The organism is Microbacterium sp. 69-7, assembly GCF_001897985.1.
Lineage (GTDB): Bacteria > Actinomycetota > Actinomycetes > Actinomycetales > Microbacteriaceae > Microbacterium > Microbacterium laevaniformans.
Genome location: NZ_MKRU01000091.1, coordinates 1 through 22,399, shown reverse-complemented (window position 1 = coordinate 22,399; position 22,399 = coordinate 1). Strand labels below are relative to the sequence as shown.

23 protein-coding genes and 1 pseudogene are annotated in these 22,399 nt (G+C 70.6%); 9 read left to right on the top strand and 15 right to left on the bottom strand.

Going from position 1 to position 22,399, the window contains the following annotated elements:
- Positions 1–27 precede the first annotated feature (27 nt).
- A complete protein-coding gene (locus tag BGN98_RS10125; RefSeq protein ID WP_061682702.1) occupies positions 28–927 on the top strand; it encodes an ATP-grasp domain-containing protein in 900 nt (299 codons plus the stop codon).
- Between the two features lie 5 nt (positions 928–932).
- Here BGN98_RS10125 and BGN98_RS10120 read toward each other — a convergent pair whose 3' ends face one another.
- The 5 genes from BGN98_RS10120 to BGN98_RS10100 all read right to left on the bottom strand — a co-directional run bounded on the left by BGN98_RS10120 (position 933) and on the right by BGN98_RS10100 (position 4,772).
- Complete coding sequence (locus BGN98_RS10120; RefSeq protein WP_061682697.1) at positions 933–2,618, bottom strand: ABC1 kinase family protein; 1,686 nt, start codon at positions 2,616–2,618, stop codon at positions 933–935.
- Positions 2,619–2,624: 6 nt separating this feature from the next.
- Positions 2,625–3,197 (bottom strand): PadR family transcriptional regulator, encoded by a 573-nt coding sequence (locus BGN98_RS10115; RefSeq protein WP_036286431.1) that lies wholly within the window; start codon positions 3,195–3,197, stop codon positions 2,625–2,627.
- A gap of 85 nt (positions 3,198–3,282) precedes the next feature.
- Positions 3,283–3,837 (bottom strand): NYN domain-containing protein, encoded by a 555-nt coding sequence (locus BGN98_RS10110; RefSeq protein ID WP_036286430.1) that lies wholly within the window; start codon positions 3,835–3,837, stop codon positions 3,283–3,285.
- Positions 3,838–3,907: 70 nt separating this feature from the next.
- The gene (locus BGN98_RS10105; protein WP_036286225.1) at positions 3,908–4,087 is read right to left on the bottom strand and encodes a hypothetical protein; all 180 of its coding nucleotides are present in this window, start codon (positions 4,085–4,087) and stop codon (positions 3,908–3,910) included.
- Positions 4,088–4,124: 37 nt separating this feature from the next.
- Positions 4,125–4,772, bottom strand: coding sequence for an NAD(P)H-binding protein (locus BGN98_RS10100; protein ID WP_061682695.1), 648 nt, complete (start codon positions 4,770–4,772; stop codon positions 4,125–4,127).
- 36 nt (positions 4,773–4,808) lie between these two features.
- On the opposite strand from BGN98_RS10100, the gene BGN98_RS10095 reads away from it, so the two are divergent.
- On the top strand, positions 4,809–5,843 hold the full coding sequence (locus BGN98_RS10095) for a lactonase family protein (protein ID WP_061682693.1): 1,035 nt from the start codon (positions 4,809–4,811) through the stop codon (positions 5,841–5,843).
- A gap of 72 nt (positions 5,844–5,915) precedes the next feature.
- On the opposite strand, the gene BGN98_RS10090 is transcribed toward BGN98_RS10095, so the two are convergent.
- From BGN98_RS10090 to BGN98_RS10080, 3 genes are all read right to left on the bottom strand, one after another.
- Complete coding sequence (locus BGN98_RS10090) at positions 5,916–6,749, bottom strand: SDR family NAD(P)-dependent oxidoreductase (RefSeq protein ID WP_061682691.1); 834 nt, start codon at positions 6,747–6,749, stop codon at positions 5,916–5,918.
- A 79-nt stretch (positions 6,750–6,828) separates the two neighbouring features.
- Complete coding sequence (locus tag BGN98_RS10085; RefSeq protein WP_061682689.1) at positions 6,829–7,725, bottom strand: SDR family oxidoreductase; 897 nt, start codon at positions 7,723–7,725, stop codon at positions 6,829–6,831.
- 62 nt (positions 7,726–7,787) lie between these two features.
- Positions 7,788–9,116 (bottom strand): MFS transporter, encoded by a 1,329-nt coding sequence (locus BGN98_RS10080; RefSeq protein WP_233449542.1) that lies wholly within the window; start codon positions 9,114–9,116, stop codon positions 7,788–7,790.
- A gap of 246 nt (positions 9,117–9,362) precedes the next feature.
- Here BGN98_RS10080 and BGN98_RS10075 point away from each other — a divergent pair, with 246 nt between their 5' ends.
- Entirely contained in the window at positions 9,363–10,598 is a 1,236-nt protein-coding gene (locus tag BGN98_RS10075; RefSeq protein ID WP_204947608.1) for an MFS transporter, read from the top strand.
- Positions 10,599–10,610: 12 nt separating this feature from the next.
- Here the strand turns inward: BGN98_RS10075 and BGN98_RS10070 are convergent, their stop codons facing one another.
- Positions 10,611–11,891 carry a M18 family aminopeptidase gene (locus BGN98_RS10070; RefSeq protein WP_288121254.1) on the bottom strand — a complete coding sequence of 427 codons (1,281 nt, stop codon included), beginning with the start codon at positions 11,889–11,891 and terminating at the stop codon, positions 10,611–10,613.
- A gap of 27 nt (positions 11,892–11,918) precedes the next feature.
- Positions 11,919–12,299: a DUF3054 domain-containing protein gene (locus BGN98_RS10065; RefSeq protein ID WP_016464421.1), complete on the bottom strand. Its 381-nt coding sequence runs from the start codon at positions 12,297–12,299 to the stop codon at positions 11,919–11,921.
- Between the two features lie 49 nt (positions 12,300–12,348).
- Between BGN98_RS10065 and BGN98_RS10060 the strand changes: the two genes are divergently transcribed.
- On the top strand, positions 12,349–13,017 hold the full coding sequence (locus tag BGN98_RS10060) for an NADPH-dependent F420 reductase (protein WP_288121343.1): 669 nt from the start codon (positions 12,349–12,351) through the stop codon (positions 13,015–13,017).
- A gap of 9 nt (positions 13,018–13,026) precedes the next feature.
- Here the strand turns inward: BGN98_RS10060 and BGN98_RS10055 are convergent, their stop codons facing one another.
- Positions 13,027–13,389: a winged helix-turn-helix transcriptional regulator gene (locus BGN98_RS10055; protein WP_288121252.1), complete on the bottom strand. Its 363-nt coding sequence runs from the start codon at positions 13,387–13,389 to the stop codon at positions 13,027–13,029.
- Between the two features lie 95 nt (positions 13,390–13,484).
- Between BGN98_RS10055 and BGN98_RS10050 the strand changes: the two genes are divergently transcribed.
- Positions 13,485–14,345 carry an NmrA family NAD(P)-binding protein gene (locus tag BGN98_RS10050; RefSeq protein WP_005051352.1) on the top strand — a complete coding sequence of 287 codons (861 nt, stop codon included), beginning with the start codon at positions 13,485–13,487 and terminating at the stop codon, positions 14,343–14,345.
- Between the two features lie 28 nt (positions 14,346–14,373).
- On the opposite strand, the gene BGN98_RS10045 is transcribed toward BGN98_RS10050, so the two are convergent.
- The gene (locus tag BGN98_RS10045) at positions 14,374–15,801 is read right to left on the bottom strand and encodes a dihydrolipoyl dehydrogenase family protein (protein ID WP_288121251.1); all 1,428 of its coding nucleotides are present in this window, start codon (positions 15,799–15,801) and stop codon (positions 14,374–14,376) included.
- Between the two features lie 93 nt (positions 15,802–15,894).
- On the opposite strand from BGN98_RS10045, the gene BGN98_RS10040 reads away from it, so the two are divergent.
- Genes BGN98_RS10040 through BGN98_RS10025 form a run of 4 tightly spaced genes read left to right on the top strand, consistent with a single transcriptional unit; the run spans position 15,895 to position 19,084 of the window.
- Complete coding sequence (locus tag BGN98_RS10040) at positions 15,895–16,719, top strand: ABC transporter ATP-binding protein (RefSeq protein ID WP_204947617.1); 825 nt, start codon at positions 15,895–15,897, stop codon at positions 16,717–16,719.
- A complete protein-coding gene (locus tag BGN98_RS10035; protein WP_204947619.1) occupies positions 16,716–17,408 on the top strand; it encodes an ABC transporter permease in 693 nt (230 codons plus the stop codon). The genes BGN98_RS10040 and BGN98_RS10035 overlap by 4 nt, the downstream gene beginning before the upstream one ends.
- Entirely contained in the window at positions 17,405–18,118 is a 714-nt protein-coding gene (locus tag BGN98_RS10030) for an ABC transporter permease (protein ID WP_204947621.1), read from the top strand. The genes BGN98_RS10035 and BGN98_RS10030 overlap by 4 nt, the downstream gene beginning before the upstream one ends.
- 36 nt (positions 18,119–18,154) lie before the next feature.
- A complete protein-coding gene (locus tag BGN98_RS10025) occupies positions 18,155–19,084 on the top strand; it encodes an ABC transporter substrate-binding protein (protein WP_288121249.1) in 930 nt (309 codons plus the stop codon).
- 132 nt (positions 19,085–19,216) lie between these two features.
- On the opposite strand, the gene BGN98_RS10020 is transcribed toward BGN98_RS10025, so the two are convergent.
- The 3 genes and pseudogenes from BGN98_RS10020 to BGN98_RS10010 all read right to left on the bottom strand — a co-directional run.
- On the bottom strand, positions 19,217–20,533 hold the full coding sequence (locus tag BGN98_RS10020) for an LLM class flavin-dependent oxidoreductase (protein WP_288121248.1): 1,317 nt from the start codon (positions 20,531–20,533) through the stop codon (positions 19,217–19,219).
- Positions 20,530–21,840, bottom strand: coding sequence for an O-acetylhomoserine aminocarboxypropyltransferase/cysteine synthase family protein (locus BGN98_RS10015; protein ID WP_061682666.1), 1,311 nt, complete (start codon positions 21,838–21,840; stop codon positions 20,530–20,532). Before BGN98_RS10015 ends, BGN98_RS10020 begins: the two co-directional genes overlap by 4 nt.
- 103 nt (positions 21,841–21,943) lie before the next feature.
- Positions 21,944–22,399, bottom strand: a pseudogene (locus BGN98_RS10010) (squalene cyclase); the annotation flags it as partial.

The window sequence follows — 22,399 nt, the reverse complement described above, 5'->3', positions numbered from 1 at the left end:
AGAACGCCCTCGGTAGGGTGGTCTCTCGTGACCTCGCCTGCACCGCGGATCGGCATCGTCGTCACCGACACCGCCTTCTACTCCGACGAAGACCCCGACCACGACACGCCGATCCTCCTCGACGCGCTCCGTGCTCGCGGCGCGGCGGCCGAGGCCGTCGTCTGGCACGACGCCACCGTCGATCTCGCCGCCTTCGATCTGCTCGCGGTCCGCTCTCCGTGGGACCACCCCGAGCGTCCCGATGAGTTCCAGGCGTGGCTCGAGCGCGCGGCGGCATCCACCCGCGTCGTCAACGCTCCGGCGACGATGCGCTGGAACCTCGACAAGCACTACCTCTCCGACCTCGAAGGCGCCGGCATCCGCGTGGTGCCGACCGCGTACGCGAACAGCGTCGATGACGTCCGCGCGGCGCTGGCCGCGCACGCCCGGGTCGTCGTGAAGCCGGCGGTATCGGCGGGGGCGCGCGACACCGGCCTGTTCGACGCCGACGACGAGCGGGCGCTCGAGCTGGCGACACGGATCATCGAGGCCGGCGGCACCGCGATGATCCAGCCCGAGGTGCCCGAGCTGTCCCGCGGGTGGGAGAAGGCGCTCTACCTGATCGACGGACGCTTCACGCACGCCATCTCCAAGGGTGCGCTGCTGGAGGTGGGCGGCGGACTCATCGGCGGCGTCTACGAGGAACATCCCGAGCAGGTGCCCGCCTACGACGACGAGATCGCCTTCGCCACCGCCGTCGTGCAGGCCGTGCAGACGGTCACCGGCGGCCCGCTCCCCCTGTACGCCCGCGTCGACACGGTGCGCTCGCGCGCATACGGGCTGGCGCTGCTGGAGGTCGAACTCGTCGAACCCGCCCTCAACCTGCACGTCGCGCCGCACGCCACCGATGCCGTGGTCGACGCGCTGCTCACCGCGGCAACGGGCTGAGCGCCCTAGCGGCGCCGGCGCCGACCGCGCGGCAGGAGGCTGACGACGAGCGGGACGAGCGACGCGATCATCATCGCCACACCGAAGACCTCGTCGGTCACCCGCAGCAGGATGCCGCCGATGAGCAGGATGCCGAAGACCACCGCCGCGAGTCCCCGCTGGGCGATCCGCTCCAGGCGGTCGAGCCGGCGTTCCAGGCGCGACATGTCGACCGACACCGTGCCCTCCTCGAAACCCGTGATGAGCCCGTCGAGGCGTCCGGGCAGACGCCACGCGGTCGTGGCGACCTCCGCGACCTGCGCGAGCGCGTCCTTCACGACGTTGCCGCCCTCATCGCGCAGCACCTGACCGGCGAACGGCTCGATGCTCTCCCAGATGTTGTACTCGGGCTCCAGCGTGCTGCAGACGCCCGAGGTGAGCGAGATCGCGCGCACGATCAGCAGGAAGTTCTCCGGCAGCTGGAACGGCAGGCTCCGCACGACATCGCCGAACTCCTCGGCGAAGTCGCGGAACTCGCGCGGATCGACCTCGCGCAGCTGCGCGAACCCCATGCCGCCGAAGCGGGCGAACAGCTTCGCGTACGCGCGCTCGAGCTCGCGGGTGTCGGCGCCGGGCAAGAGAGCGCCCACGTCGAGAATGCCCTGCACCAGTCGCTTGCTGTCGCGGGCCGCGACCGCCAACAGCACCGTGCGAAGCCCCGACCGGAGCCGCTCGTCGACCGTGCCCATCATCCCGAAGTCGATGAAGGTCAGCGTCCACGCCGGGGTCGCGGCATCCGCACCGACCGGCCGCGGCGTCACGAAGACGTTCCCCGGGTGCGGGTCGGCGTGGAAGAAACCTGTCCGGAACAGCTGGGTGAACATCGTCGTGGCGAACGCGTGCGCGACCTCGGCGGGATCGATGCCGGCCGCACGCAGCGCGGCGACGTCGGAGATCTTGATCGCGGTGACATCCTGCAGCGTCAGCACCTTGCGCGTCGAGCGCTCCCAGACGACCTCCGGCACGGCGACGACGGGATCATCCGCGACGTCTGCCGCGAAACGCTCCGCGTTCTGCGCCTCGTGGAGGTAGTCGATCTCCTCGCGCGACGTCGCCGCGAACTCCTCGGCCAACGCGGGCGCATCGACGCGATCCGAGACCAGTCGCACGCGGCTCAGCCACCCGGCGACGCGACGGAGGGCCGCCAGGTCGACGTCGACGATCTCGTCGATCCCGGGCCGCTGCACCTTCACGACGACGGCGCCGAATCCGCTCAGCGTCGCATCTGCCGGCGTCAGTCGGGCGCGGTGCGCCTGCCCCAGGGATGCCGCGGCCACAGGAGTCTCGTCGAACCAGGCATACGCGCGCTCCAGCGGCATCCCGAGCTGCGCCTCGGCGGCGGCACGGATGTCCGCGAACGGCACCGGCGGCACCTCGTCCTGCAGCCCCTCTAGCTCCTTCGTGATCTCCGGCGGCAGCACGTCCAGGCGCGAGGACATGAACTGGCCGACCTTGATCATGAGACCGCCGAGGTCGACGGCGAGCGCGTGGAAGCGGCGGGCGATGCGCTGCATCCGCGCGCTGCGCGACCGCTCGGCGAGGCGCCCGAGGCCCACGCGCGGCAGGAACAGGTCGTACCACCAGGTCTGCGCCAGCGAAAGTGCGGCGAAGCGGAGGATGCGCCGGTACCGCGCGCGTGAGCCGGACTGCACCGCCGATCAGCCCTGTGCGAGCAGCGCGTACACGCGGCGACGGGCCTCGTCGAGGATCTCGACGGCGCTCTGCACCTGCTCGGGCGTGCCGGTGCGCCCCACCTGCCCGACCGCCTGCGCGAGCGCGAAGCCGGCCTTCGGCAGCGCGCTCATGCGGCCGCCGTCGCGCTGACTCGGTGTCTCCCAGGGCGCCGGACGGTCCGCGGAGGCTTCTGCCTCGGCGCGACCGGCGTCGGTGAGCGCATACGTCTTTCGGCCGTTCGCCTCCTCGGCGACGATCAGGCCCTCGTCGGCGAGCATCTGCAGCGTCGGGTACACCGAGCCGGCGCTGGGCTTCCAGGCGCCGTCGCTGCGCTGCTCGATCTCCTGGATGATCTGGTAGCCGTGCATCGGCTGCTCGGCGAGCAGGGCCAGCACCGCGGCGCGTACGTCGCCACGTCCCATGCGGGGTCCGGTGCGCTGCTCGAAGGATGCGCGGAGATTCTCCATCGCGTCCCACATGCCAGCCGACCCAGCCGCGAAGGGGCCGGAGCCGAACCCCCGTCCGCCGAAGCCCGGACCGGAGAATGAACCGTTCATGATGCCTCCCGAAATCGCGCCGACCACTCGGCGATAGTGAACGATATATCGTTCACCTGTGTTCGCGCCGTGAGTTCGTGCGTCCTCAGCCGAGGAACTCGGCCGGGTCGAACTCCTCGATGGGGATGACGCGCACGCGCGGCAGTTGGGCGTCGAAGGCGTGCACGTCGTACTCGAGATCGAAGAACTCGATGCCGGGAACGGCGGCGAACTCGCTGCTGCGGAACTCGTGGAACCCGATCAGCCCGACGCGGCGGTCATCGTCGACGAGGGATGCGAGGTCGTCGACGAAGTCGCGGTCGTGACTGACGAGGACGACGTCGCCGCTGCGATCCTCGAGAGCCCGGAGCGTCCGCTGGATGGCGAGGTCGACGACCTTCGCGTCGGCCGGACCCGACAGCGGCACCGGGGTGTAGCCGAGCGCCAGCAGCGCCTGCACGAACGGCATGGGCAGATGCGTCGACGCGTTGAGGAAGAAAAGGCCGCGTACCGGCTGCTGCCAGCGCTCCTCGATGAAGCTCAGCAGACGATCCCACCGGGGGCGCTCGTCGGGCTGCGGGCGACGGCCCAGGATCGATCCGCCGAGCGTGGCATCGATGTTCTCGCCGTCGACGAGGATCCAGCTGGTGCGATCCGTCACGTTGCCTCCCTCGGCATCCGCGCGCACCCACCCGGGCCGCGCCCTTCGACGCTAGCAGGGGCGCGCTGACTCACCGGTCGCTGCGGGCGAACAGCCGCCGCAGCACGAAGAAGACGATCACCGCGACGACCAGCACCACGACGAGCTTCGCCACGAACCACAGCACGCTGAAGATGACGTTGACGATCACCCAGGCGATCGCGATCGCCACGATCACGCCGACGATGCTCCAGAGAGTGCTCTTGCTCATGCCTCCAGCGTAGGGGCGTGCGCCGTCGCGCCGCGCGTCAAGCGGCCGCCAGCGCGGCGGCGATCGGCGTCGAGCCGGTGTTGAAGCTCACGGTGCGCCCTCGCGTCGCCGGCTCGTCGACCGCGGCCGCGAGCACCGCGGCGACGTCGGCGCGCGACACCGAGGTGCCCGACGGGGCAGTGGTCTCGATCATCCCGGTGGGGTCATCGTCGGTCAGGGTCGACGGCGCCAGGATCGTGTACTCGACGCCGCTGGCGCGCAGATGCGCATCGGCAGCGGCCTTCGCCTCGGCGTAGGCGAAGAAGCCGTTGTCGGGGTCGACGCCGTGGTCGGGCCCGGCACCGAAGTACGACACCATGACGAACCGGTCGACGCCCGCCGCCAGGGCGGCATCGATCGTGCGGATCGCGGCGTCGCGGTCGACGGCGTACGTGCGTGCCGCATCGCCGCCGCCGGCGCCCGCCGACCAGACGACGACGTCGAACCCGCGGACGAGGTCGGTCAGCTGGGCGAGGTCGAGACTCGCAACGTCGGCCACCACGGGATGCGCACCCGCCGTCGTCACGTCATCGACGTGGCCCGCGGTGCGGATGACCGCGCTGACCTCGTGGCCGGCCTGAGCGAGCAGCGGCTCGGCCTTCAGCGCCACCTTGCCGTGTCCGCCGATGATGAGGATGCGTGCCATGGTTCCAGCGTACGCGGCGCCACCTACGCTGGAACCATGACCGCCACGACTGCCCTCGTCCTCGTCGCCAACGCTGCAGACGGCTCCCTCTCGACCTTCCGTCTCACCGACGGCACACTGGAGCGCCTCGCCGTGACCGAGGGGCTGACGGGGTGCTCCACGTTCGCCGTGGACGCTACGCGCGACCTCGTCTACGCGGCGGTCAAGGGCGATCCCGCCGGCATCGTCACCCTCTCGCTCGATCGCACGAGCGGTGAGCTCACCCCCCTCTCGCGCCGCGATCTGCCCGCCGGCGGCATGAACTACCTCGCCCTCACGCGTGATGGATCGGCATTGCTCGGAGCAAGCTACGGCGGCGGCTACGGCATCCTCTCCCCCGTCACCGACGGCACCGTCGGCGAGCCGGTATCGGAGATCTCCTACCCGAATCTGCACTCCGTGCTGCCCAGCGCCGACGGCCGTTTCGCCTACTTCGTCTCGCTCGGGGCCGACCTCGTCGCCCAGTACGCGATCGCCGACGAGCTCGCCCTCGTCCCGCTGGAGCCCGCGACCGCGGCGGCTCCCGCCGGCAGCGGACCGCGCCATCTGCTGGTGAACGACACGCAGGATGCCGTCTACGTCATGACCGAGTTCTCCGGCGAGGTGCTGCATTACGCCCGCGATACGGCGACCGGCACGCTGGAGCTGGTGGGCGCGGCATCCGCCTTCGACCGTTCGAAGGGTCTCGGTCACGGCGAGTTCGGCGCCGATCCCCTCGCCCATCACTTCATCTGGGGCGCCGACCTGCACGCCGGCGCGGACGGCCGCGTGCTGTGGGCGTCGGAGCGCACCGAGAGCACGCTCGCCGCGGTTCCGGTGGCCGCCAGCGGCACCGTCTCGGATGCCGCGACCTTCACCGTCACCGAGCAGCAGCCCCGCGGCTTCGCCACGAGCGCCGACGGCCGCTACCTCGTGGCCGCCGGCGAGAAGTCGACGTCGGTGTCGCTGTACGCCGTGGACGGCGAGCGCCTCGAGCTGCTCCAGCGCGCCGAGACCGGCAACGGCGCCAACTGGGTGCGCTTCATCGACTGACACCCACCTTCGTCCGTCCCGTCTGGCCGCATTCGCCGACCGATGACGACCAGAGCGGACGGATGAACCGCCTCAGAGGCCGACCATCTCCGCGCTGCGCTCCCACAGGCGCGCGGCGATGACCGGATCGGCGGCGACCGGCGAGGTGCGCGCCAGGCGGTTGGCGACGTAGTAGCCGCCGTGCTCCCAGTCCAGACCCGGCTTGCCCAGCGCGAGCCAGGCCAGCCGCGCCCCGCCGACATCGGTCGAGGTCAGCAGCCGGCTGGTCACGGGATTGGTGTACATGAAGCGCCACGGTCCCTTGGCCGTAGCCGCGAAGCTGCTGCCGATCACGCCCGGGTGGAATGCGGCCGCCGCCACACCGTCGTCGCCCCAGCGCCGCTCGATCTCCTTCGTGAACAGGATGTTCGCGAGCTTCGCGTTGCCGTATGCCGAGCTCGCAGAATATCGCCGCTCGGCGTTGAGGTCGTCGATGTCGAAGCGCGAGAAACGTCGCGCGGCGACGCTCGAGGTCTGGATGACCGCGGCTCCCGCGTCGACGAGGCGATCGCGCAGCAGATTGGTGAGCAGGAACGCCGCCAGATGGTTCGTCTGGAAGGTCGCCTCGAATCCGTCGACCGTGACGGTGCGATCGCCGAAGATGCCGCCCGCGTTGTTCGCGAGCACGTCGATGCGCGGATAGCTCGCCCGCAGTTCATCGGCGAGCGCGCGCACCTGCGCGAGGACGGCGAAGTCGGCGACGTGGAACGGCATGCCGATCCCCTCGGCCACCTGCCGGGTCCGCCGCGGGTCGCGCCCGACAACCACCACTCGCTGCCCGGCCAGGGCGAGCTGTCGGGCCGCGGCGGCACCGATGCCGCTGCTGGCTCCGGTGATCACGATCGTGCGGGGCTCGTTCTCGGTCATCCCGGGAGTCTACGTCCGCCGACGAAGGGTCCTGCCGGGCCGCCCCCTGCACGAGCGCGACCCGAGAGGAGTGCAGGGATCAGGGCGAGGGGATGCCGCCGTTGACGTTAAGCGTTTCGCCGATGACATAGCTGGACTCGGCCGATGCGAGGAACACGTAGGCGGGGGCGAGTTCGGCGGGCTGGCCCATTCGCCCGAGCGCGGTGTCCTCGCCGAAGCTGTCGAGCTTGTCCTGCGGCTGGCCGTCGGTGGGCTGCAGCGCCGTCCAGATCGGCCCGGGCGCGACCGCGTTGACGCGGATGCCGCGCGGCGCGATCTGTTGGGCGAGTGCCTTCGTGAACGCATTGATCGTGGCCTTCGTCGACGCGTAGTCGACGAGCACATCGGAGGGCTTGTACGCCTGGATGGAGGTCGTGTTGATGATCGACGAGCCCGGTTCGAGGTGCGCGAGGGCGGCCTTGGTGATCCAGAACATCGCGTACACGTTGGTCTTGAAGGTGGCGTCGAACTGCTCGTCGCTCAGCGTCGCGAGGTCGTCGTTGAAGATCTGCTTGCCGCCGTTGTTGACGAGGATGTCGAGTCCGCCGAGACCCTCCACGGTCTTCTCGACCAGATCCCGGCAGTACGCGGCATCCTTCAGATCGCCGGGAAAGGTGAGCGCGGTGACACCGGCGTCGCGGATGAGCCCGGCGACGCGGCGCGCATCCTCCTCTTCTTCGGGCAGATAGGAGATCGCGACGTCGGCGCCTTCGCGCGCGAACGCGATCGCGGTGGCGGCGCCGATGCCCGAGTCGCCGCCGGTGATGAGGGCGCGGCGGCCGCGCAGACGACCGGTTCCGCGGTAGGTGTCCTCGCCGAGGTCCGGACGGGGCGTCAGTTCGGCCTCGAGGCCGGGTTCCGGCATCCGCTGCTTCTGCGGCTCGATGTCGGCATAGAGGGCGGCCGGGTCGGTGAACGTGTACTGGTCGCGGGTCATTCCGGCAGTCTCGGCGACCGGGCGCCGCCGCGCAGGTGGATTGACAGTGCCGTCGGGCGGTGTTAGCGCGCGCGGGCGCGTTCGTCCGTCCCGTCGTGCCGCCATGCCTCGTCCACAGCGACATCTGCGGCCGGACGGGCGGGGGCGGCGCGGCCGCGGCGTGCGATCGCGACGTTCACGACTCCCAGCGACAGGACGATCGCCGCTGCCAGGGCGGGCACGACCATCGCGACGCCCAGCGAAACCTCTTCGGCGATCCAGCCGGTGGCCGCCGCAGCGAGCGCCTGCGCGAGAGTGAGGGCGGAGCTGAGCAGCGTCATGGTCGTCGCCGATCGTCCGAGCGGGGCACGCTCACCCGCGAGCGAGAACAGCGTCACCAGCGTCGGCCCGACGCCGAGCCCCATGACGAGCAGCCAGCCGGCGACCACGCCGAGGCTCGACGAGGTCGCATACCCGACGGATGCCGCCGTCAGCACTCCCGCGAAGGCGAGCCAACGGTGGCGCAGGGCGAAGCGCGCGGGCAGCAGCACGACGCCGAGGGCCAGCACCGCGGAGCCGATGCCCATGAGCCCGTAGAGCAGGCCCGCCTGCGCCTCGTCGCCCGCAGCCCGCGCGAAGGCCGTCAGTGACGTCAGCGCCGCGCCGAAGAACATTCCCACCCCGAACGTCGCCGCCACCAGCACGAGCATCGAGGGCGTCAGCACCGCGCGGAAGGCGGCGCGCTCCGCCGCGGTGTCGGCGCGACTCTGCAGCAGGCGCGCGGTGGGGTGCAGCGCGAACGCGAGCACGAAGCCGAAGCTGAGCGCTGCGGCTACCGCGATCGGAGCCCACGGTGCGATGAGGGCTGCGAGGATGCCGACCAGGAACGGGCCGATGACGAAGGCCGTCTCGTCGGCAGCCGACTCGTACGACATCAGCCGCGAGGTCGTCTTCGTGCGCCGCTCGGGAGCGATGCGCGCGGCGACGATGGCCAGCAGCCGGCTGCGCGACATGGCCGCCGCCTGCGGTCCGGTCAGCCCGATCGCCAGAGCCGCCGCCAGGATCACGCCCGGGGGCGCCTCCGCCGTCGCCACCAGCGGGAACAGCGCGAGCAGGATGCCGTTGGCGAGCCCCACCGGGACGAGCACGCGCCGCTGTCCGTGTCTGTCCACGAGATCGCCCATGATGGGGCCCGCGATGACGACGCCGATGCCGACGGCGGCCGAGGTGAGCCCGCCGAAGCCGACCGAATCGGTCGCGTGGACGACGAGCATGAGCACGCCGACGGTCATCATCGCAAAGGGCAGACGTGCAACGAATGCGATCGGCCAGTAGGCCCATCCGGTGTGCGCGATCAGCGACGAACGACCGCTGGCGGTCGAGGGGTGGTGCACGGGGTTCCTTCGGGACATGGGCTCGTTGTTCACGTGCCGCCTTGCCCTCCGAACGAATCCGGGGCCGGGTGCCGTCCGCGACGCCGCGGTCGGATGGCTGGGTGGAGCAGGTAGATGCACTTCGCGCTCCGCGAGGGAGCATGACACTCGAGTGTACCGGATGGATATCTCCGGCGGTCTGACCACACGACGAAATCGGAGTATCATCGAACGGTCCCCGACCGCCAGCGACAACGGCGCCGCATCCTCACAGATGGGCACCGCATGTCACTCGCCACCTCCTCCCTGCCGATTCCGGTCACTGCGGCCACCCGTCGCACACACCTGACGCCATGGGTACGGGTGAGCGCCGCCGTCTTCGCCGTGGCATGGGGCGGCAACGAGTTCACGCCGCTGCTGGTCACCTACCGGCTGGAGCAGCACCTCAGCGCTCTGACCGTGAACCTCCTCCTCGGCGCGTATGTCCTCGGCATCGTGCCGGCCCTGCTCATCGGCGGCCCCCTCTCGGATCGGTTCGGCCGCCGGGCCCTCGCCCTGCCCGCGCCCGTCCTCGCACTCACCGGCTCCGCCGTTCTCGCCGCCGGCGGCGGGTCGGCCGCGCAACTCTTCACAGGCCGGGTCTTCTCGGGCCTCGCGCTCGGTCTCGTGATGGCCGTGGGCACGGCGTGGATCAAAGAGCTCTCGGCAGCTCCGTTCGACGCCGACGCCGACGCCGGCGCCGGTGCGCGCCGCGCGGCGCTCGTGCTGACGGTCGGGTTCGCTCTGGGAGCCGCGGTGGCAGCCGCCATCGCGCAATCGGGAACGGCTCCCGAGGTGCTGCCCTACCTCGTCAACGTCGCGCTGTGCGCGCTCGCTCTCGCGCTCATGTGGTCGGCCCCCGAGACGCGCACGCGCAGCGCGCACCCCGGTCGACTGCGCGAAGACCTCCGCATCCCGGCGGCGACTCACCGCCGGTTCGTGTTCGTCGTCGCCCCGCTCGCCCCGTGGGTGTTCGGCACGGCGGCGAGCGCCTATGCGATCCTGCCCGTGCTCTTCTCCGCCCAGGTGCCCGGCTTCGAAGTCGGGTTCGCGGGTCTGCTGTGTCTCATCGCGCTCGGATGCGGTGTGGCAGCCCAGAGCCTCGTGCGGCGCATCGATCGGGCCGGCAGCGCGCGGACGATCGTCGCCTCATTCGCGGCGACGACGATCGGGCTGGCCCTGGCGGCGGGAGCTGCGGTGAGCATGTCGCTGCCCGTCGCGATCATCGCCGCCGCAGCCCTCGGCACGGCCTACGGATTCCTGCTGGTGACCGGACTGCAGGAGGTGCAGCGCATCGCCGGCCCCGACGATCTGGCAGGTCTGACCGCCGTCTACTACTCGCTCAGCTACCTCGGCTTCTTCGTGCCCGCCGTCCTCGCCTCGCTCAGCCCGATGATCGGCTATCCGCTGCTGTTCGGCGCGGGCGCCCTGTTCGCCCTCGTCAACCTGCTGGCGACGTCCGCAGCACACCGCCGCTACTGAGGTCGACGGCGCTCAGGAGGAGAAGAACGCCTCCGCCGCGCGGGTGAGCGCAACCAGATCGGCCGTGCCGGCGAGTTCGCGGGCGGAGTGCATCGAGAGGATGGGAATGCCGACGTCGACGGTGCGGATGCCCAGACGCGTCGCCGTGATGGGGCCGATCGTCGATCCGCACGGCACGGCGTTGTTCGAGACGAACTCCTGCGAGAGCACGCCCGCGGCCTCGCACCAGCCGTGCCAGGCGGCGGCACCGGCGGCATCCGTCGCGTAGCGCTGATTCGCGTTGATCTTCAGGATCGGACCGCTGCCGAGGACGGGCTGGACGACGGGATCGTGCTTGTCGGGATAGTTCGGGTGCACGGAGTGACCGACGTCGCTGGAGACGCACCAGGATGCCGCCAACGCACGCAACTGCTCGTCCCGGTCGGCCCCGAGCCCGCGCTGCACCCGCTCGATCACGTCCGACAGGAACGGGCCGGCGGCGCCGGAGCGCGTCGCCGAGCCGACTTCCTCGTGGTCGAAGACCGCGAGCATCGGGATGTGCGCGGTGTCGGACGGCGCGGCGACGAGGGCGGTGACGCCGGCGTGCACCGACGCGAGGTCGTCGAGACGGCCGCTGGCGAAGAAGACATCGTCCTTGCCGAAGACAGCACCGCGGGTGGCATCGGCGGTCACGATGTCATAGCCGCGGATGCACCCGGCGTCGACGCCGGCGGCGGCTGCGAGCTCGGCGAGCAGATCGGCGGACGCGGCATCACCAAGTCCCCAGACGGGCTGGGTCTGGGTCTGCTTGTTCAGAGCGAGGTGGTCATTGGCCTCGCGGTCGAGGTGGATCGCGAGCTGCGGCAGCCGCAGCAACGGCCCGGTCGCGGCCAGCACGGCCGAGCCGTCATCGAGCACGAGGCGTCCGGCGAGGCGCAGCTCGCGATCGAGCCAGGAATTCAGCAGCGGGCCGCCGAAGATCTCGACGCCGGCTTGCAGCCAGCCGAGGCGTCCGGTGGTCGGCTTGGGCTTGAGCTTCAGCGCCGGGGAGTCGCTGTGCGCGCCGAAGACGTGGATGCCGGTGCGCGCGCCTGCCCCGCGGGGCAGCACCCAGGCGATGACGGCACCGTCGCGCACGACGACGTAGCGCCCACCCGGAACGAGCGGCCAGCCCTCTTCCTCGGCGAGCGAGGTGAACCCGGCATCCTCGAGGCGGCGTGCGACCTCCGCGGCCGCGTGGAAGCTCGAAGGGGACGCGGCGACGAAGTCGGCGAGGTCGTCGGCGTGGGCACGGACGGCAGCGGAGGCGGGCATGTTCTCAGCGTAGTTCGGGCGCTGTGCTCACGCCGCGCGGCGCCGCGTCAGTGCGCGCTGGACGAGCAGGGCGATCAGGCGCCACCCCAGCAGGAACACCGCCAGCACGATGCCCGCGACGATGACGAAAGAGACGGCGATGCCCTGACCGGACACCACACGCAGCAGCATGCCACCCGCGACGGTCACCGCCCACACCGGCAGACCGGTGCGCGCCACCGCACGCGGCGCCCTCCAGGCCCGCGCGATCAGCCAGCCGAGCAGCAGAGCCGCCAGGAACGGCCACGCCGTGATCGCAAGCCCCGTCCACACGTCGGAATCGTGGCTCGCACGCCCGACGGCCGCGAAAGTCACGACCAGCGCGGCGTCGAGGACGAAGGAGAGGAGAACGGAGGCGGATCGCGACATGCCTTCCATCCTCCTCCCGTCGCGCGGCGGTCTCGGGCAGCGCGTGGGAATGCCGGCGCGGACACCGGGCGTTGCCACCGACATGACAACAGTAGGAATCATCGGAGCAGGACACATCGGCAGCGCACTCGCGGAGGGCCTCGTCAACCGCGGCTACGAGGTCGTCATCAGCAACTCGCGAGGACCCGAAACCCTTGCGGACCTCGTCGCCCGACTCGGTGCGACGGCGCGCGCGGCGACCCCCGCCGAAGCCGCGGAGGCGGCGGACTGGGCGATCGTCACCGTGCCGCTGAAGGCGATCGACGACATCCCGGCCGCCCCTTTGGCCGGCAAGATCGTCCTCGACACGAACAACTACTACTGGGAGCGCGACGGGCACATCGTCGCACTCGACGACAAGCAGACGACCACGACGCAGATGGTGCAGGACCACCTCGCCGGCGCGCACGTCGTGAAGGCGTTCAACCACATCCCCGCCGCCGCCATCCTCACCGACGGCGCCCCGGAGGGCACCCCCGGTCGCCGGGCTCTCGCCATCGCGAGCGACCATGCGGATGCCGCAGCCCTCGCGAGCGCCGTCTACGACGAGTTCGGCTTCGACACGGTCGACATCGGATCGGTCGCCGAGAGCTGGCGCGTCGAGCGCGACCAGCCCGCCTACGTCGTCCGCCAGGACGCCGACGAGCTGCGCGCGAACCTGGCCCGCGCGACGCGCTGAGGCACGTCCTCAGCGCGCAACGATCTCGTCCGCGTTGTCGGCGATCCAGGCCATCAGCGGCAGCACTCGCTGCATGAGCTCGTCTCCGCGAGCAGTGAGGGCATACTCGACGCGCGGCGGCACCTCGGGGTAGGCGGTACGGACCACCAGCCCGTCGGCCTCGAGGGTGCGCAGCGTCGACGCGAGCATCTTCTCGCTGATGCCATCGACCGCTCGTCGCAGCTGACCCCACCGAGCCGTGCCCTCGCTGAGCGCCACCAGCACGAGGATGCCCCACTTGCTCATCACGTGATCCAGCACGGTGCGAGTGGGGCAGTTCTCGGTGAAGACCTGGTCGTGATCTGTCCGTATTTCCGCGAGACTTACCGCCATGTAGGTACCTTACCAAAAGGTGGGTACCTGATCTCAGGAATGCATGGGATGCCGGGCACGGTTCTTCTCCTCGGACCCCAACGAAAGGACCTCCCATGACCATTCTCGTCACCGGTGCCAGCGGGCACCTCGGCCACCTCGTCATCGACGCACTGCTGTCTCGCGGCGCCACGGCATCCGACATCGTCGCCGGCGCGCGCACCCTCTCCGCGATCGACGACCTCGCCGCGCGCGGCGTGCGCACCGTGCACCTGGACTACAACGACCCCGCCACGATCACGGCTGCTCTCGACGGCGTCGACACGGTGCTGCTGATCTCCGGCTCGGAGGCGGGCCGCCGCTACGCCGGTCACAAGAACGTCATCGACGCGGCAGTCGCCGCCGGCGTCTCGAAGTTCGTCTACACGAGTGTGTCGAAGGCCACGAGCTTCGACTGGCCGCTGGGCGCCGAGCACAAGGCCACCGAAGAGGCACTCGTCGCGAGCGGGCTGCCCACCGTGATCCTGCGCAACGACTGGTACACCGAGAACTACGTCGGCGACGTGCAGCGCGCCGCCGAGTCCGGCGTCATCGCAGCCTCGGTCGCCGACGGCCGGGTCGCCCCCGCCGCCCGCGCCGACTACGCCGAAGCCGCCGCGGTGGTGCTCCTGGAAGACGGACACATCGGTCGGGTCTACGAGCTCGCCGGCGACGCGAGCCTCGGCTACGCCGACCTCGCCGCCGCCGCGGGCGAGGCCCTCGGACGGGACGTCGCCTATGTGCCGGTCTCGCGTGAGGACTTCGTCGCCGCGCTGCAGGGCTCGGGTCTCGACGCCGGGACCGCCGAGTTCGTGGCCAGCATGGAGGACGGTATCCGCGGCGGTGTCCTCGCCGACACCGACGGCACGCTGTCGCGCCTCATCGGCCGCCCGACGACCCCGGTCGTCGACACGTTCCGCGCCGCGCTGGCGGGCTGAATCGGAGGCTCGAGGCGATCGGCCGCGCTCAGACCGGGCGCCCGATCGCCTCGAGCCACCGCAGCCACACCTCGCTGAGGGTGGGGTAGGCCGGCACGGCATGCCACAGCCGGGCCAGCGGCACCTCGCCGACGATCGCGATCGTGGCGGCCTGCAGAAGCTCCGCCATGTCGGCCCCGACGAAGGTCGCGCCCACGAGCACGTCGCGGTCGGTGTCGACCACCGCCCGCGCCTGCCCACGATAGTGGGCGGCGCGGGTACTCGCTCCCGCGATGTTCGCGAGGTCGTAATCGACGACCCGCACCGCGAGCCCCTCCTTCTGCGCCTGCGCGGCCGTCATACCGACGGCAGCGACCTCGGGCGAGGTGAACACCACCTGGGGGACGGCGACATGATCGGCCGTCGCGACGTGCGTACCCCACGGCTGATCGTCGACCGCGGCCCCCCGCGCCCGTGCCGCGATGACGTCACCGGCCGCCCGCGCCTGGTACTTGCCCTGATGGGTCAGCAGTGCCCGGTGGTTGACGTCGCCGACGGCGTACAGCCAGTCGCTGCCGTGGACTCGCATCGTGTCGTCGACGTCGAGCCACGAGCCGGGCTCGAGGCCTGAGGTCTCCAGCCCGACGTCGCCCGTCCGCGGCACGCGTCCGGTCGCGAGGAGGATCTCGGATGCCGTGACCGCTCCGTCTGCGAGCGTCACCGTGACGGTGCCGGTGCCGGCATCCCGCGACACCGCCTCGACCTCGGCGCCGGTGCGCACCTCGACGCCGGCCGAGCGCAGATCTGCGGTCACGGCATCGCCGGCGAAGGGCTCCATCCCCCTCAGCAGGCCGGAGCGGGCGAGGACGGTGACGGCGCAGCCGAACGACGCGTAGGCGGTCGCCATCTCACAGGCGACGACGCCGCCGCCCAGGATGACCAGCGACGCGGGCACCTGCTGTGCGCCCGTCGCTTCGCGCGAGGTCCACGGATCGACATCGGCAAGCCCGGGAATGTCCGGCAGCAGCGCCGCCGATCCGGTGCAGACGGCGACGGCGTGGCGGGCGCGCAGGACGACGGCATCCCTCCCGCCCCGGCGCACCGTGACCTCGCGCTGCGCGCTCACGCGCCCGTGGCCGCGAACGAGAGCGATGCCGGCGCCGTCGAGCCACTCGACCTGACCGGAGTCGTTCCAGTCATGCACGATCTCGTCGCGCCGGCGAAGCACGGCCGCCACGTCGACGGGTCCCGACGGCGCAGCGGACAGGGCGCCCGGGGCATCAGCGGCGTCGGCGCGGGCCGCGCCCGCCCGCAGCAGCACCTTGGAGGGCATGCACGCCCAATAGCTGCACTCACCCCCCACGAGCTCGGACTCGACGATCGCGACCGTCAGCCCTCCCTGCACGGCACGGTCGGCGACGTTCTCGCCCACCGGCCCGGCACCGATCACGATGAGGTCGTACTCTGCGGATTCCATCCCCCACGCATATCCGACTGTGACGCCAGATTCCAGCCCCTGTCACGGTGTCGGAGGGATGTGGTTGGGTGGATCATCCGAACCGGAGGACGTATGGCGATCGAGTTCCGCTCCGTCACGAAGCGCTTCGCTGACGGCACCACCGCTGTGGACGAGTTCAGCCTCGTCCTCCCCGCCCACAAGACCACCGTGTTCGTGGGCTCCTCGGGCTGCGGCAAGACGACGCTGCTGCGGATGATCAATCGGCTCATCGAGCCGACCAGCGGCGAGATCACGATCGACGGAGAGCCGATCCGCGATCGGAATCCCGTTCAGTTGCGCCGCGGCATCGGCTATGTGCTGCAGAACGCGGGACTGCTTCCGCATTTCAGCGTCGTCGACAACGTCGCCACGGTTCCGATCCTCAACGGCACGCCGAAGAAGCAGGCGCGAGAGCGTGCGCTCGAGCTGCTGGACATCGTCGGGCTCGATCGGTCTCTGGCCGATCGCTACCCCCGTCAGCTCTCCGGCGGACAGCAGCAACGCGTCGGCGTCGCCCGCGGTCTCGCCGCCGACCCCAACATCCTGCTGATGGACGAGCCGTTCGGCGCCGTCGACCCGATCGTGCGCAAGGAACTGCAGGCCGAGACCATCCGCCTGCAGCGCGACCTCGACAAGACGGTCGTCTTCGTGACGCACGACATCGACGAGGCCTTCCTGCTGGGCGACCAGGTCGTCATCCTCGAAAAGGGCGCCCACATCGCCCAGGTCGGCACCCCCGACGAGATCATCGCCGCGCCTGCCAGCGAGTTCGTCGCCGAATTCGTCGGCGTCGAGCGGGGCTCACGCGCCCTCACCGCGAAGAAGACCGCGCACGGCACCGTGCTCGTGGATGCCGCGGGCCGCGCACAGGGCGTGCTGGTCGACGGAGCGCCATGAACTGGGTCGTCAACAACCTCGATCTGATCGGCGGGCTGACCCTCGCGCATCTGCGCCAGAGCGCGATCGCGATCGTCGCGGCCTTCGTCATCGCGCTTCCCCTCGGCTGGGTCGCGTGGCGCTACACGGCCTTGCGGGGCTCGGTGCTCACCACGATCGGCCTGCTGTACACGATCCCTTCGCTGGGGCTGTTCGCGCTGCTGTGGGCGGTCTTCGGCATCCCCTACCTGTCGGAGAACAACCTCAACATCGCGCTGACCGTCTACGGCGTCGCGATCATGACACGCTCCGTCACCGATGGCCTCGACTCCGTCGACGCCGCCACCCGCGAGGCCGCCATCGCGGTCGGCTACGGGCCCTGGCGACGGTTCTGGACCGTCGACCTGCCGCTGGCGGGACCGGTACTGCTCGCGGGTCTGCGCGTCACCGCCACCTCCACGATCGCGCTGGCGACGGTCGGCATCCTCATCGGCGTCGAGAACCTCGGGTACCTGTTCACCAACGGCCTGCAGCGGCGGATCATCCCCGAAGTGCTCGCGGGCGTGGTGATCGTCGTGCTGATCGCCCTCCTCTTCGACCTGATGCTCGTCCTGGCGGGCCGCCTGCTCATGCCCTGGGCGCCCCACCGCGACGGCAGTCGGGCCGAGCGTCGCGCGTTGCGGCGCTTCGCGTCGGAGGGGGTCGCATGAACCTCTTCGTCGACGCCTTCGCGTGGATCTTCTCCCCCGACCGCCTCACCGGCTCGCTCCCCCTGCCCGAGGCGATCGCTCAGCATCTCGCGTTCACCTTCGGCTCGGTGCTCCTCGCCGCGCTCATCGCCGTGCCGGCCGGCTGGGCGATCGGCCACACCGGACGCGGACGGGAGTTCGCCGTCGCCCTGTCCGGAGCGGCGCGCGCGATCCCGACGCTCGGTCTGGTCGTGCTGCTGTATCTGCTGGTGGGCGTCGTCTACAAGAGCCAGGCCGCCGTCGTGGCCTTCGTCATCCTGGCGATCCCCTCCATCCTCGCCGGCGCCTACGCGGGCTTCGAAGCGATCGACCGCTCCACGATCTCCGCGGCGCGCGCGGTCGGCATGACCGGCCGCCAGATCCTGTGGAAGGTCGAGGTCCCGCTCGGGCTGCCGCTGCTGATCGGTGGCATCCGTTCCGCGACCCTCCAGGTCGTCGCCACCGTGACGATCGCCACCTACGTGGGCCTCGGGGGGCTCGGCTTCTACATCATCCAGGGCATCCAGCTGCGCGACACCGCGCAGATCCTCGGCGCCTCGCTCCTCGTCGTCGCGCTCGCGCTCGTGCTCGACGGCGTCTTCGCGCTGCTGCAGCGCATCGTCGTGCCCCCCGGGGTCGCCGGGCGCTCCGCCCGGCCGCGGGCGGCGACCCGGGCTGCCACGGCATCCTGACTTCCTCTCCACAGCACCCAACGAAAGGCACCCCTCATGTCCGCACTGCGCACCTCCCGCGTCGGAGCGCGCCTGGCCCTGGCGGCCACGGCGCTCACCGTCACCGCCCTCGCCCTCACCGGCTGCGGCTCCAGCAGCTCACTCGAGCAGCCCGCCGCCACCGGCGGTGCGACCGGCTCGTCCGAGACCATCACGATCGGCTCCCAGGCGTACTACTCGAACGAGATCATCGCCGAGATCTACGCTCAGGCACTCGAAGGCGCCGGCTTCACGGTGGACCGTAAGTTCAACATCGGCCAGCGCGACGCGATCGTGCCGTCGCTGCAGAACGGCACCATCTCGCTGACCCCGGAATACACCGGCAACCTTCTGCAGTACTTCGACAAGAGCACCACCGCGACGACCACCGAGGACGTGTACGCGGCCCTCAAGAAGGCACTCCCCGAAGGACTGAGCGTGCTCGACCAGGCGTCGGCGACCGACCAGGACTCGTACAACGTGACGGCGGCGTTCGCGGCGCAGCACAACCTCAAGAGCATCGCCGATCTCGCCACGGTGCCCAACCTCGTGCTCGGTGGCGCGCCCGAGCTCGAGCAGCGCCCGTACGGCCCCACCGGGCTGAAGGACATCTACGGCGTCACGGTGAGCTTCAGCGCCACGGCCGACACGACCGTCGACGAGCTCGTCGCGGGCGGCATCCAGCTGGCCGACGTCTACAGCGCCGACCCGAGCATCAAGACGAAGAACCTCGTCACGCTCGAGGACCCGAAGGGTCTCTTCCTCGCGTCGCACGTCGTGCCGCTCGTGAACAGCTCCTTCCCCGCCGACGCGGCCGATGTGATCAACGCGGTCGACGCGAAGCTCACCCCCGAGGGCCTGATCGCGCTGAACGTCGAGTCCAAGGTCGACCAGAAGTCGACCAAGGACATCGCGGCTTCCTGGCTGAAGGCCAACGGCCTGGGCTGAGCCGTCGCGCCGCGTTTCGACTCGTCTGCGTTTCGACTCGTCGCTGCGCTCCTCGCTCAACGACCGGGGTTCCATCCCCCGGTCGTTGAGCGCGGGCAGCGCGTCGAAACGCAGACCACCCCCGGTCGCGGCTCAGAACGAGCGCAGACTCGCTCGCAGGCCGCCGTCCGACAGCTCGTCGCGCAGGATGCCGCGGCGACGAAGCACCGGAACGAGATCGTCGAGAGTGCGGTGGATCGTGACCGGGTGCAGGTCGCCCCACAGCAGCACGCCGTCGTTGCCCCACTCGCCGAGTTCCTCGATCATGTCGGCGAACTCTTCGGCGGTTCCGACGAAGCCGGTGCGATCCGAGATGCGCCCGGCTCGCGCGAGGGCGGTCAAGTGGGCGCGAAGGGGCGCCGTCGCGGCATCCCGATCTCCGATCAGCCGGCGGATCGAGCCCTGCGAGACATGCTCGGCGAACAGTCCCTCCGGCAGCGGGGCGTCCAGATCGAGCACGGTGAGGTCGGTCTCCAGGTCGCTGGACTGCCGTTGCGCGATCACGCGCAACACCGCATCGTCGGGGTGGGCCGACGCCGCCACGACGCGGTCGGCTTCCTCCGGCGAGGAGACGATGACCGGCTGGATCGCGAACATGATCGTGATGTCCGAGGGTGAGCGCCCGCGCTCGATCGCGGCGGCGTGGGTCTTGGCCCGGTAGGCGCGCACGCTCTGTTCGGTGAGAGGCGCCAGGGCGAGCTGGACGTCGGAGTTCGCGCCCGCGAAGCCGAGACCCCGCCCCGAACCGCCGGGTGAGGCGATGACGGGTTCGCCGCGCTCGAACGGCACGGCGTTGAGCGGACCGTCGAAAGCGAAGTACTCGCCGCGGTGGCGTACCGAACGCAGCTTGGTGCCGTCGGCGTAGACGCCGGTCGCGGTGTCGCGCACGAGTGCGCCCTCTCCCCAGGAGTTCCAGAGCGCGCGGATGCCGTCAAGCCATTCCTCCGCGCGGTCGTAGGCGGCGTCGTGGCTCAGCTGCGGGGCGTCGCCGAAATGGCGGGCGCTTCCGGTGTCGGTCACGACGTTGAGGCCGAGCCGGTCGCCGCTCAGATGCTGGAGTGTCGCGAACTGGCGGGCGGCCGTGTAGGGAAGGTACGCGGCCGGGTTGACCGTCGGGATCACACCCAGGCGGGTCGTCGCTTGGAAGAGGTACGGGGCCAGCAGCAGCGGGTCGAGCTTCGGACCGCCGAAGGCGTGCCGCACCCGCAGGTCGATGGTGTCGGGCGAACCGAGCGACGGGGCGTCCTCGATCAGCACGAACTCGAAACCGGCACGCTCCAGCTCTCGCGCCGACTGCTGATAGAGCTCGGGACGCGTCCACTGCCAGTTCCAGTCCAGGTACGGATGGCCCCAGCCGTGCGGGCCGAAGCCGCGCGCGAGGAACCATCCGAAGTGCTGGAGACGGCTCACGCGAGCACCGCGACGGGAACGTCGCTGGCGACCGACAGCGCCTGCGAAAGGTCGTCGATCAGGTCGTGGACATCTTCGATGCCGATCGAAACCCGCAGCGTTCCGGGGTGCACGCCAACGGCGGTGCGCTCGGCGTCGGTCAGAGCCGCGTGCGAGGTGGATGCCGGGTGCAGCACGAGCGAACGGACATCGCCGAGGTGCGTCATGTGCGTGAAGACCTCGAGAGCCTCGACGAACCGGCGCGCCGTCTCGACGTCGCCACGGAGGGTGAAGCTGAACACGGCTCCGAACCCGTCTGTGAGGTCTCGCACCGCGAGCTCGTGGTCGCGATGCGAGGCCAAGCCGACGTAGTCGACCGAAGCGATCTCCGGGCGGCTCTCCAGCCACTGGGCGAGGGCCTGGGCGTTGGCGCTCTGGCGCTCGACGCGCAGGCTGAGCGTCTCGATGCCCTGCCCGATCAGAAAGGCGTTCAGCGGCGACGGCGTGGGCCCGAATCGCGGGGCGACCGACTCACGGGCATAGGCGATGCGCGCGTCCTGTCCCACCCGCTCGAAGAGGCTCGGCGCGCCGCCGCGACCCGCCGCGACCAGATGCGGGTACCGGTGCGCGACCGTGGCGGCGTCGATCCGGCCGCTGTCGACGATCGCGCCGCCGAGCACACTGCCGTGGCCCGCGAGGAACTTGCTCGCCGAGTGGACGACGACGTCGGCGCCGAGTTCGAGCGGCCGGACGAGGTACGGAGTGGCGAAGGTGTTGTCGATGACCAGAACGATCCCGTGCCGATGCGCGAGCGCGGCGAGCGCCGGAATGTCGACGAGTCGATTGCTCGCGTTCGAGATCGACTCCGCGAACAGAGCACGGGTCGTCGGGAGGATGGCGGCCTCCCACGCGGAGAGGTCGTCGATCTCGCTGACGAAGTCGGTCGTCACGCCCAAGCGCGGCAGGTTCTCGCGCAGCAGCCCGCGCGTGCCCTCGTAGATGTGCGTCGAGGCGACGATGTGCTGGCCGGCCTCGAGCAGCGAGAGCAGCGCGACCGTCGTGGCCGCCTGTCCGCTGGCCAGCAGCAGCGCCTGCGAGCCGCCTTCCAGCGCGGCGAGGGTGTGCTCGACCGCGTCGATCGTGGGGTTGCCGATGCGCGTGTACGCGTAGCCCTCTCCCCGACCGAAATGCGCGGCGGCGTCGTCGTACTCGCCGAACTCGAACCCCGCGGTGAGATAGATCGGCGTCGCACGGGCCGCCGCGATCGCGCCGTCGTCTCGCCGCGGCCGGTCATGCAGCTGCCGTGTGGTGAATGCTCGCCTGCTCACGGGTCCTCCTGTCGGCATCGACGGATCGGGCGTCGATGACCGACCCATCGTCGCGGTCAGGCGAGGTGGAGGACCAATCGCGTTTCGTCGTGTGACGGCCCACTCAGGCCGACGCCGCTCCCGCCCGCGACAGCGCGCGCAGCGCGAGGAACGTCACCCATCTGGAGGGCTCACCGACCTCGACATCCAAGGGGAACCACACCTCGCCGGGAAAGTGAAACCCCTGCAGCCAGCGACCGTCGCTCTGACGTGCGCGACGCACGATCTCGAGGGTGTCCGCGGCACGCAGATCGAGCGGGATGCCGTCGTGCGCCGCTGCGGCGGTGACATGATCGGCCGCCTTCAGCGCGCTGAAGGGCGCACGGTAGGGATAGACGAGCAGGTCCGTCCACGGTCCGACCTGTGCGCCCGTGGAGAGTCGGGTGCGCAGACGCCGGGCGAGCAGGTACTCCTCGCCTCGTCGCCGCGAGGCCGCCACAGAGCTGTCACCGGTCAGCTCCTCGTACGCGAGCAGGCCGCGCACGGCATTGATCGTCGAGTGGAACGATGAGCGCACCGA

Coding starts and splice junctions, on each gene's coding strand:
- BGN98_RS10030 (WP_204947621.1), top strand. CDS start 17,405: ATGAACCTCTTCGTCGACGCCTTCGCGTGGATCTTCTCCCCCGACCGC.
- BGN98_RS10045 (WP_288121251.1), bottom strand. CDS start 15,801: ATGGAATCCGCAGAGTACGACCTCATCGTGATCGGTGCCGGGCCGGTG.
- BGN98_RS10070 (WP_288121254.1), bottom strand. CDS start 11,891: ATGCCCGCCTCCGCTGCCGTCCGTGCCCACGCCGACGACCTCGCCGAC.
- BGN98_RS10025 (WP_288121249.1), top strand. CDS start 18,155: ATGTCCGCACTGCGCACCTCCCGCGTCGGAGCGCGCCTGGCCCTGGCG.
- BGN98_RS10080 (WP_233449542.1), bottom strand. CDS start 9,116: ATGTCCCGAAGGAACCCCGTGCACCACCCCTCGACCGCCAGCGGTCGT.
- BGN98_RS10085 (WP_061682689.1), bottom strand. CDS start 7,725: ATGACCCGCGACCAGTACACGTTCACCGACCCGGCCGCCCTCTATGCC.
- BGN98_RS10095 (WP_061682693.1), top strand. CDS start 4,809: ATGACCGCCACGACTGCCCTCGTCCTCGTCGCCAACGCTGCAGACGGC.
- BGN98_RS10065 (WP_016464421.1), bottom strand. CDS start 12,299: ATGTCGCGATCCGCCTCCGTTCTCCTCTCCTTCGTCCTCGACGCCGCG.
- BGN98_RS10105 (WP_036286225.1), bottom strand. CDS start 4,087: ATGAGCAAGAGCACTCTCTGGAGCATCGTCGGCGTGATCGTGGCGATC.
- BGN98_RS10055 (WP_288121252.1), bottom strand. CDS start 13,389: ATGGCGGTAAGTCTCGCGGAAATACGGACAGATCACGACCAGGTCTTC.
- BGN98_RS10100 (WP_061682695.1), bottom strand. CDS start 4,772: ATGGCACGCATCCTCATCATCGGCGGACACGGCAAGGTGGCGCTGAAG.
- BGN98_RS10090 (WP_061682691.1), bottom strand. CDS start 6,749: ATGACCGAGAACGAGCCCCGCACGATCGTGATCACCGGAGCCAGCAGC.
- BGN98_RS10075 (WP_204947608.1), top strand. CDS start 9,363: ATGTCACTCGCCACCTCCTCCCTGCCGATTCCGGTCACTGCGGCCACC.
- BGN98_RS10115 (WP_036286431.1), bottom strand. CDS start 3,197: ATGAACGGTTCATTCTCCGGTCCGGGCTTCGGCGGACGGGGGTTCGGC.
- BGN98_RS10035 (WP_204947619.1), top strand. CDS start 16,716: ATGAACTGGGTCGTCAACAACCTCGATCTGATCGGCGGGCTGACCCTC.
- BGN98_RS10060 (WP_288121343.1), top strand. CDS start 12,349: ATGCCGGCGCGGACACCGGGCGTTGCCACCGACATGACAACAGTAGGA.
- BGN98_RS10040 (WP_204947617.1), top strand. CDS start 15,895: ATGGCGATCGAGTTCCGCTCCGTCACGAAGCGCTTCGCTGACGGCACC.
- BGN98_RS10050 (WP_005051352.1), top strand. CDS start 13,485: ATGACCATTCTCGTCACCGGTGCCAGCGGGCACCTCGGCCACCTCGTC.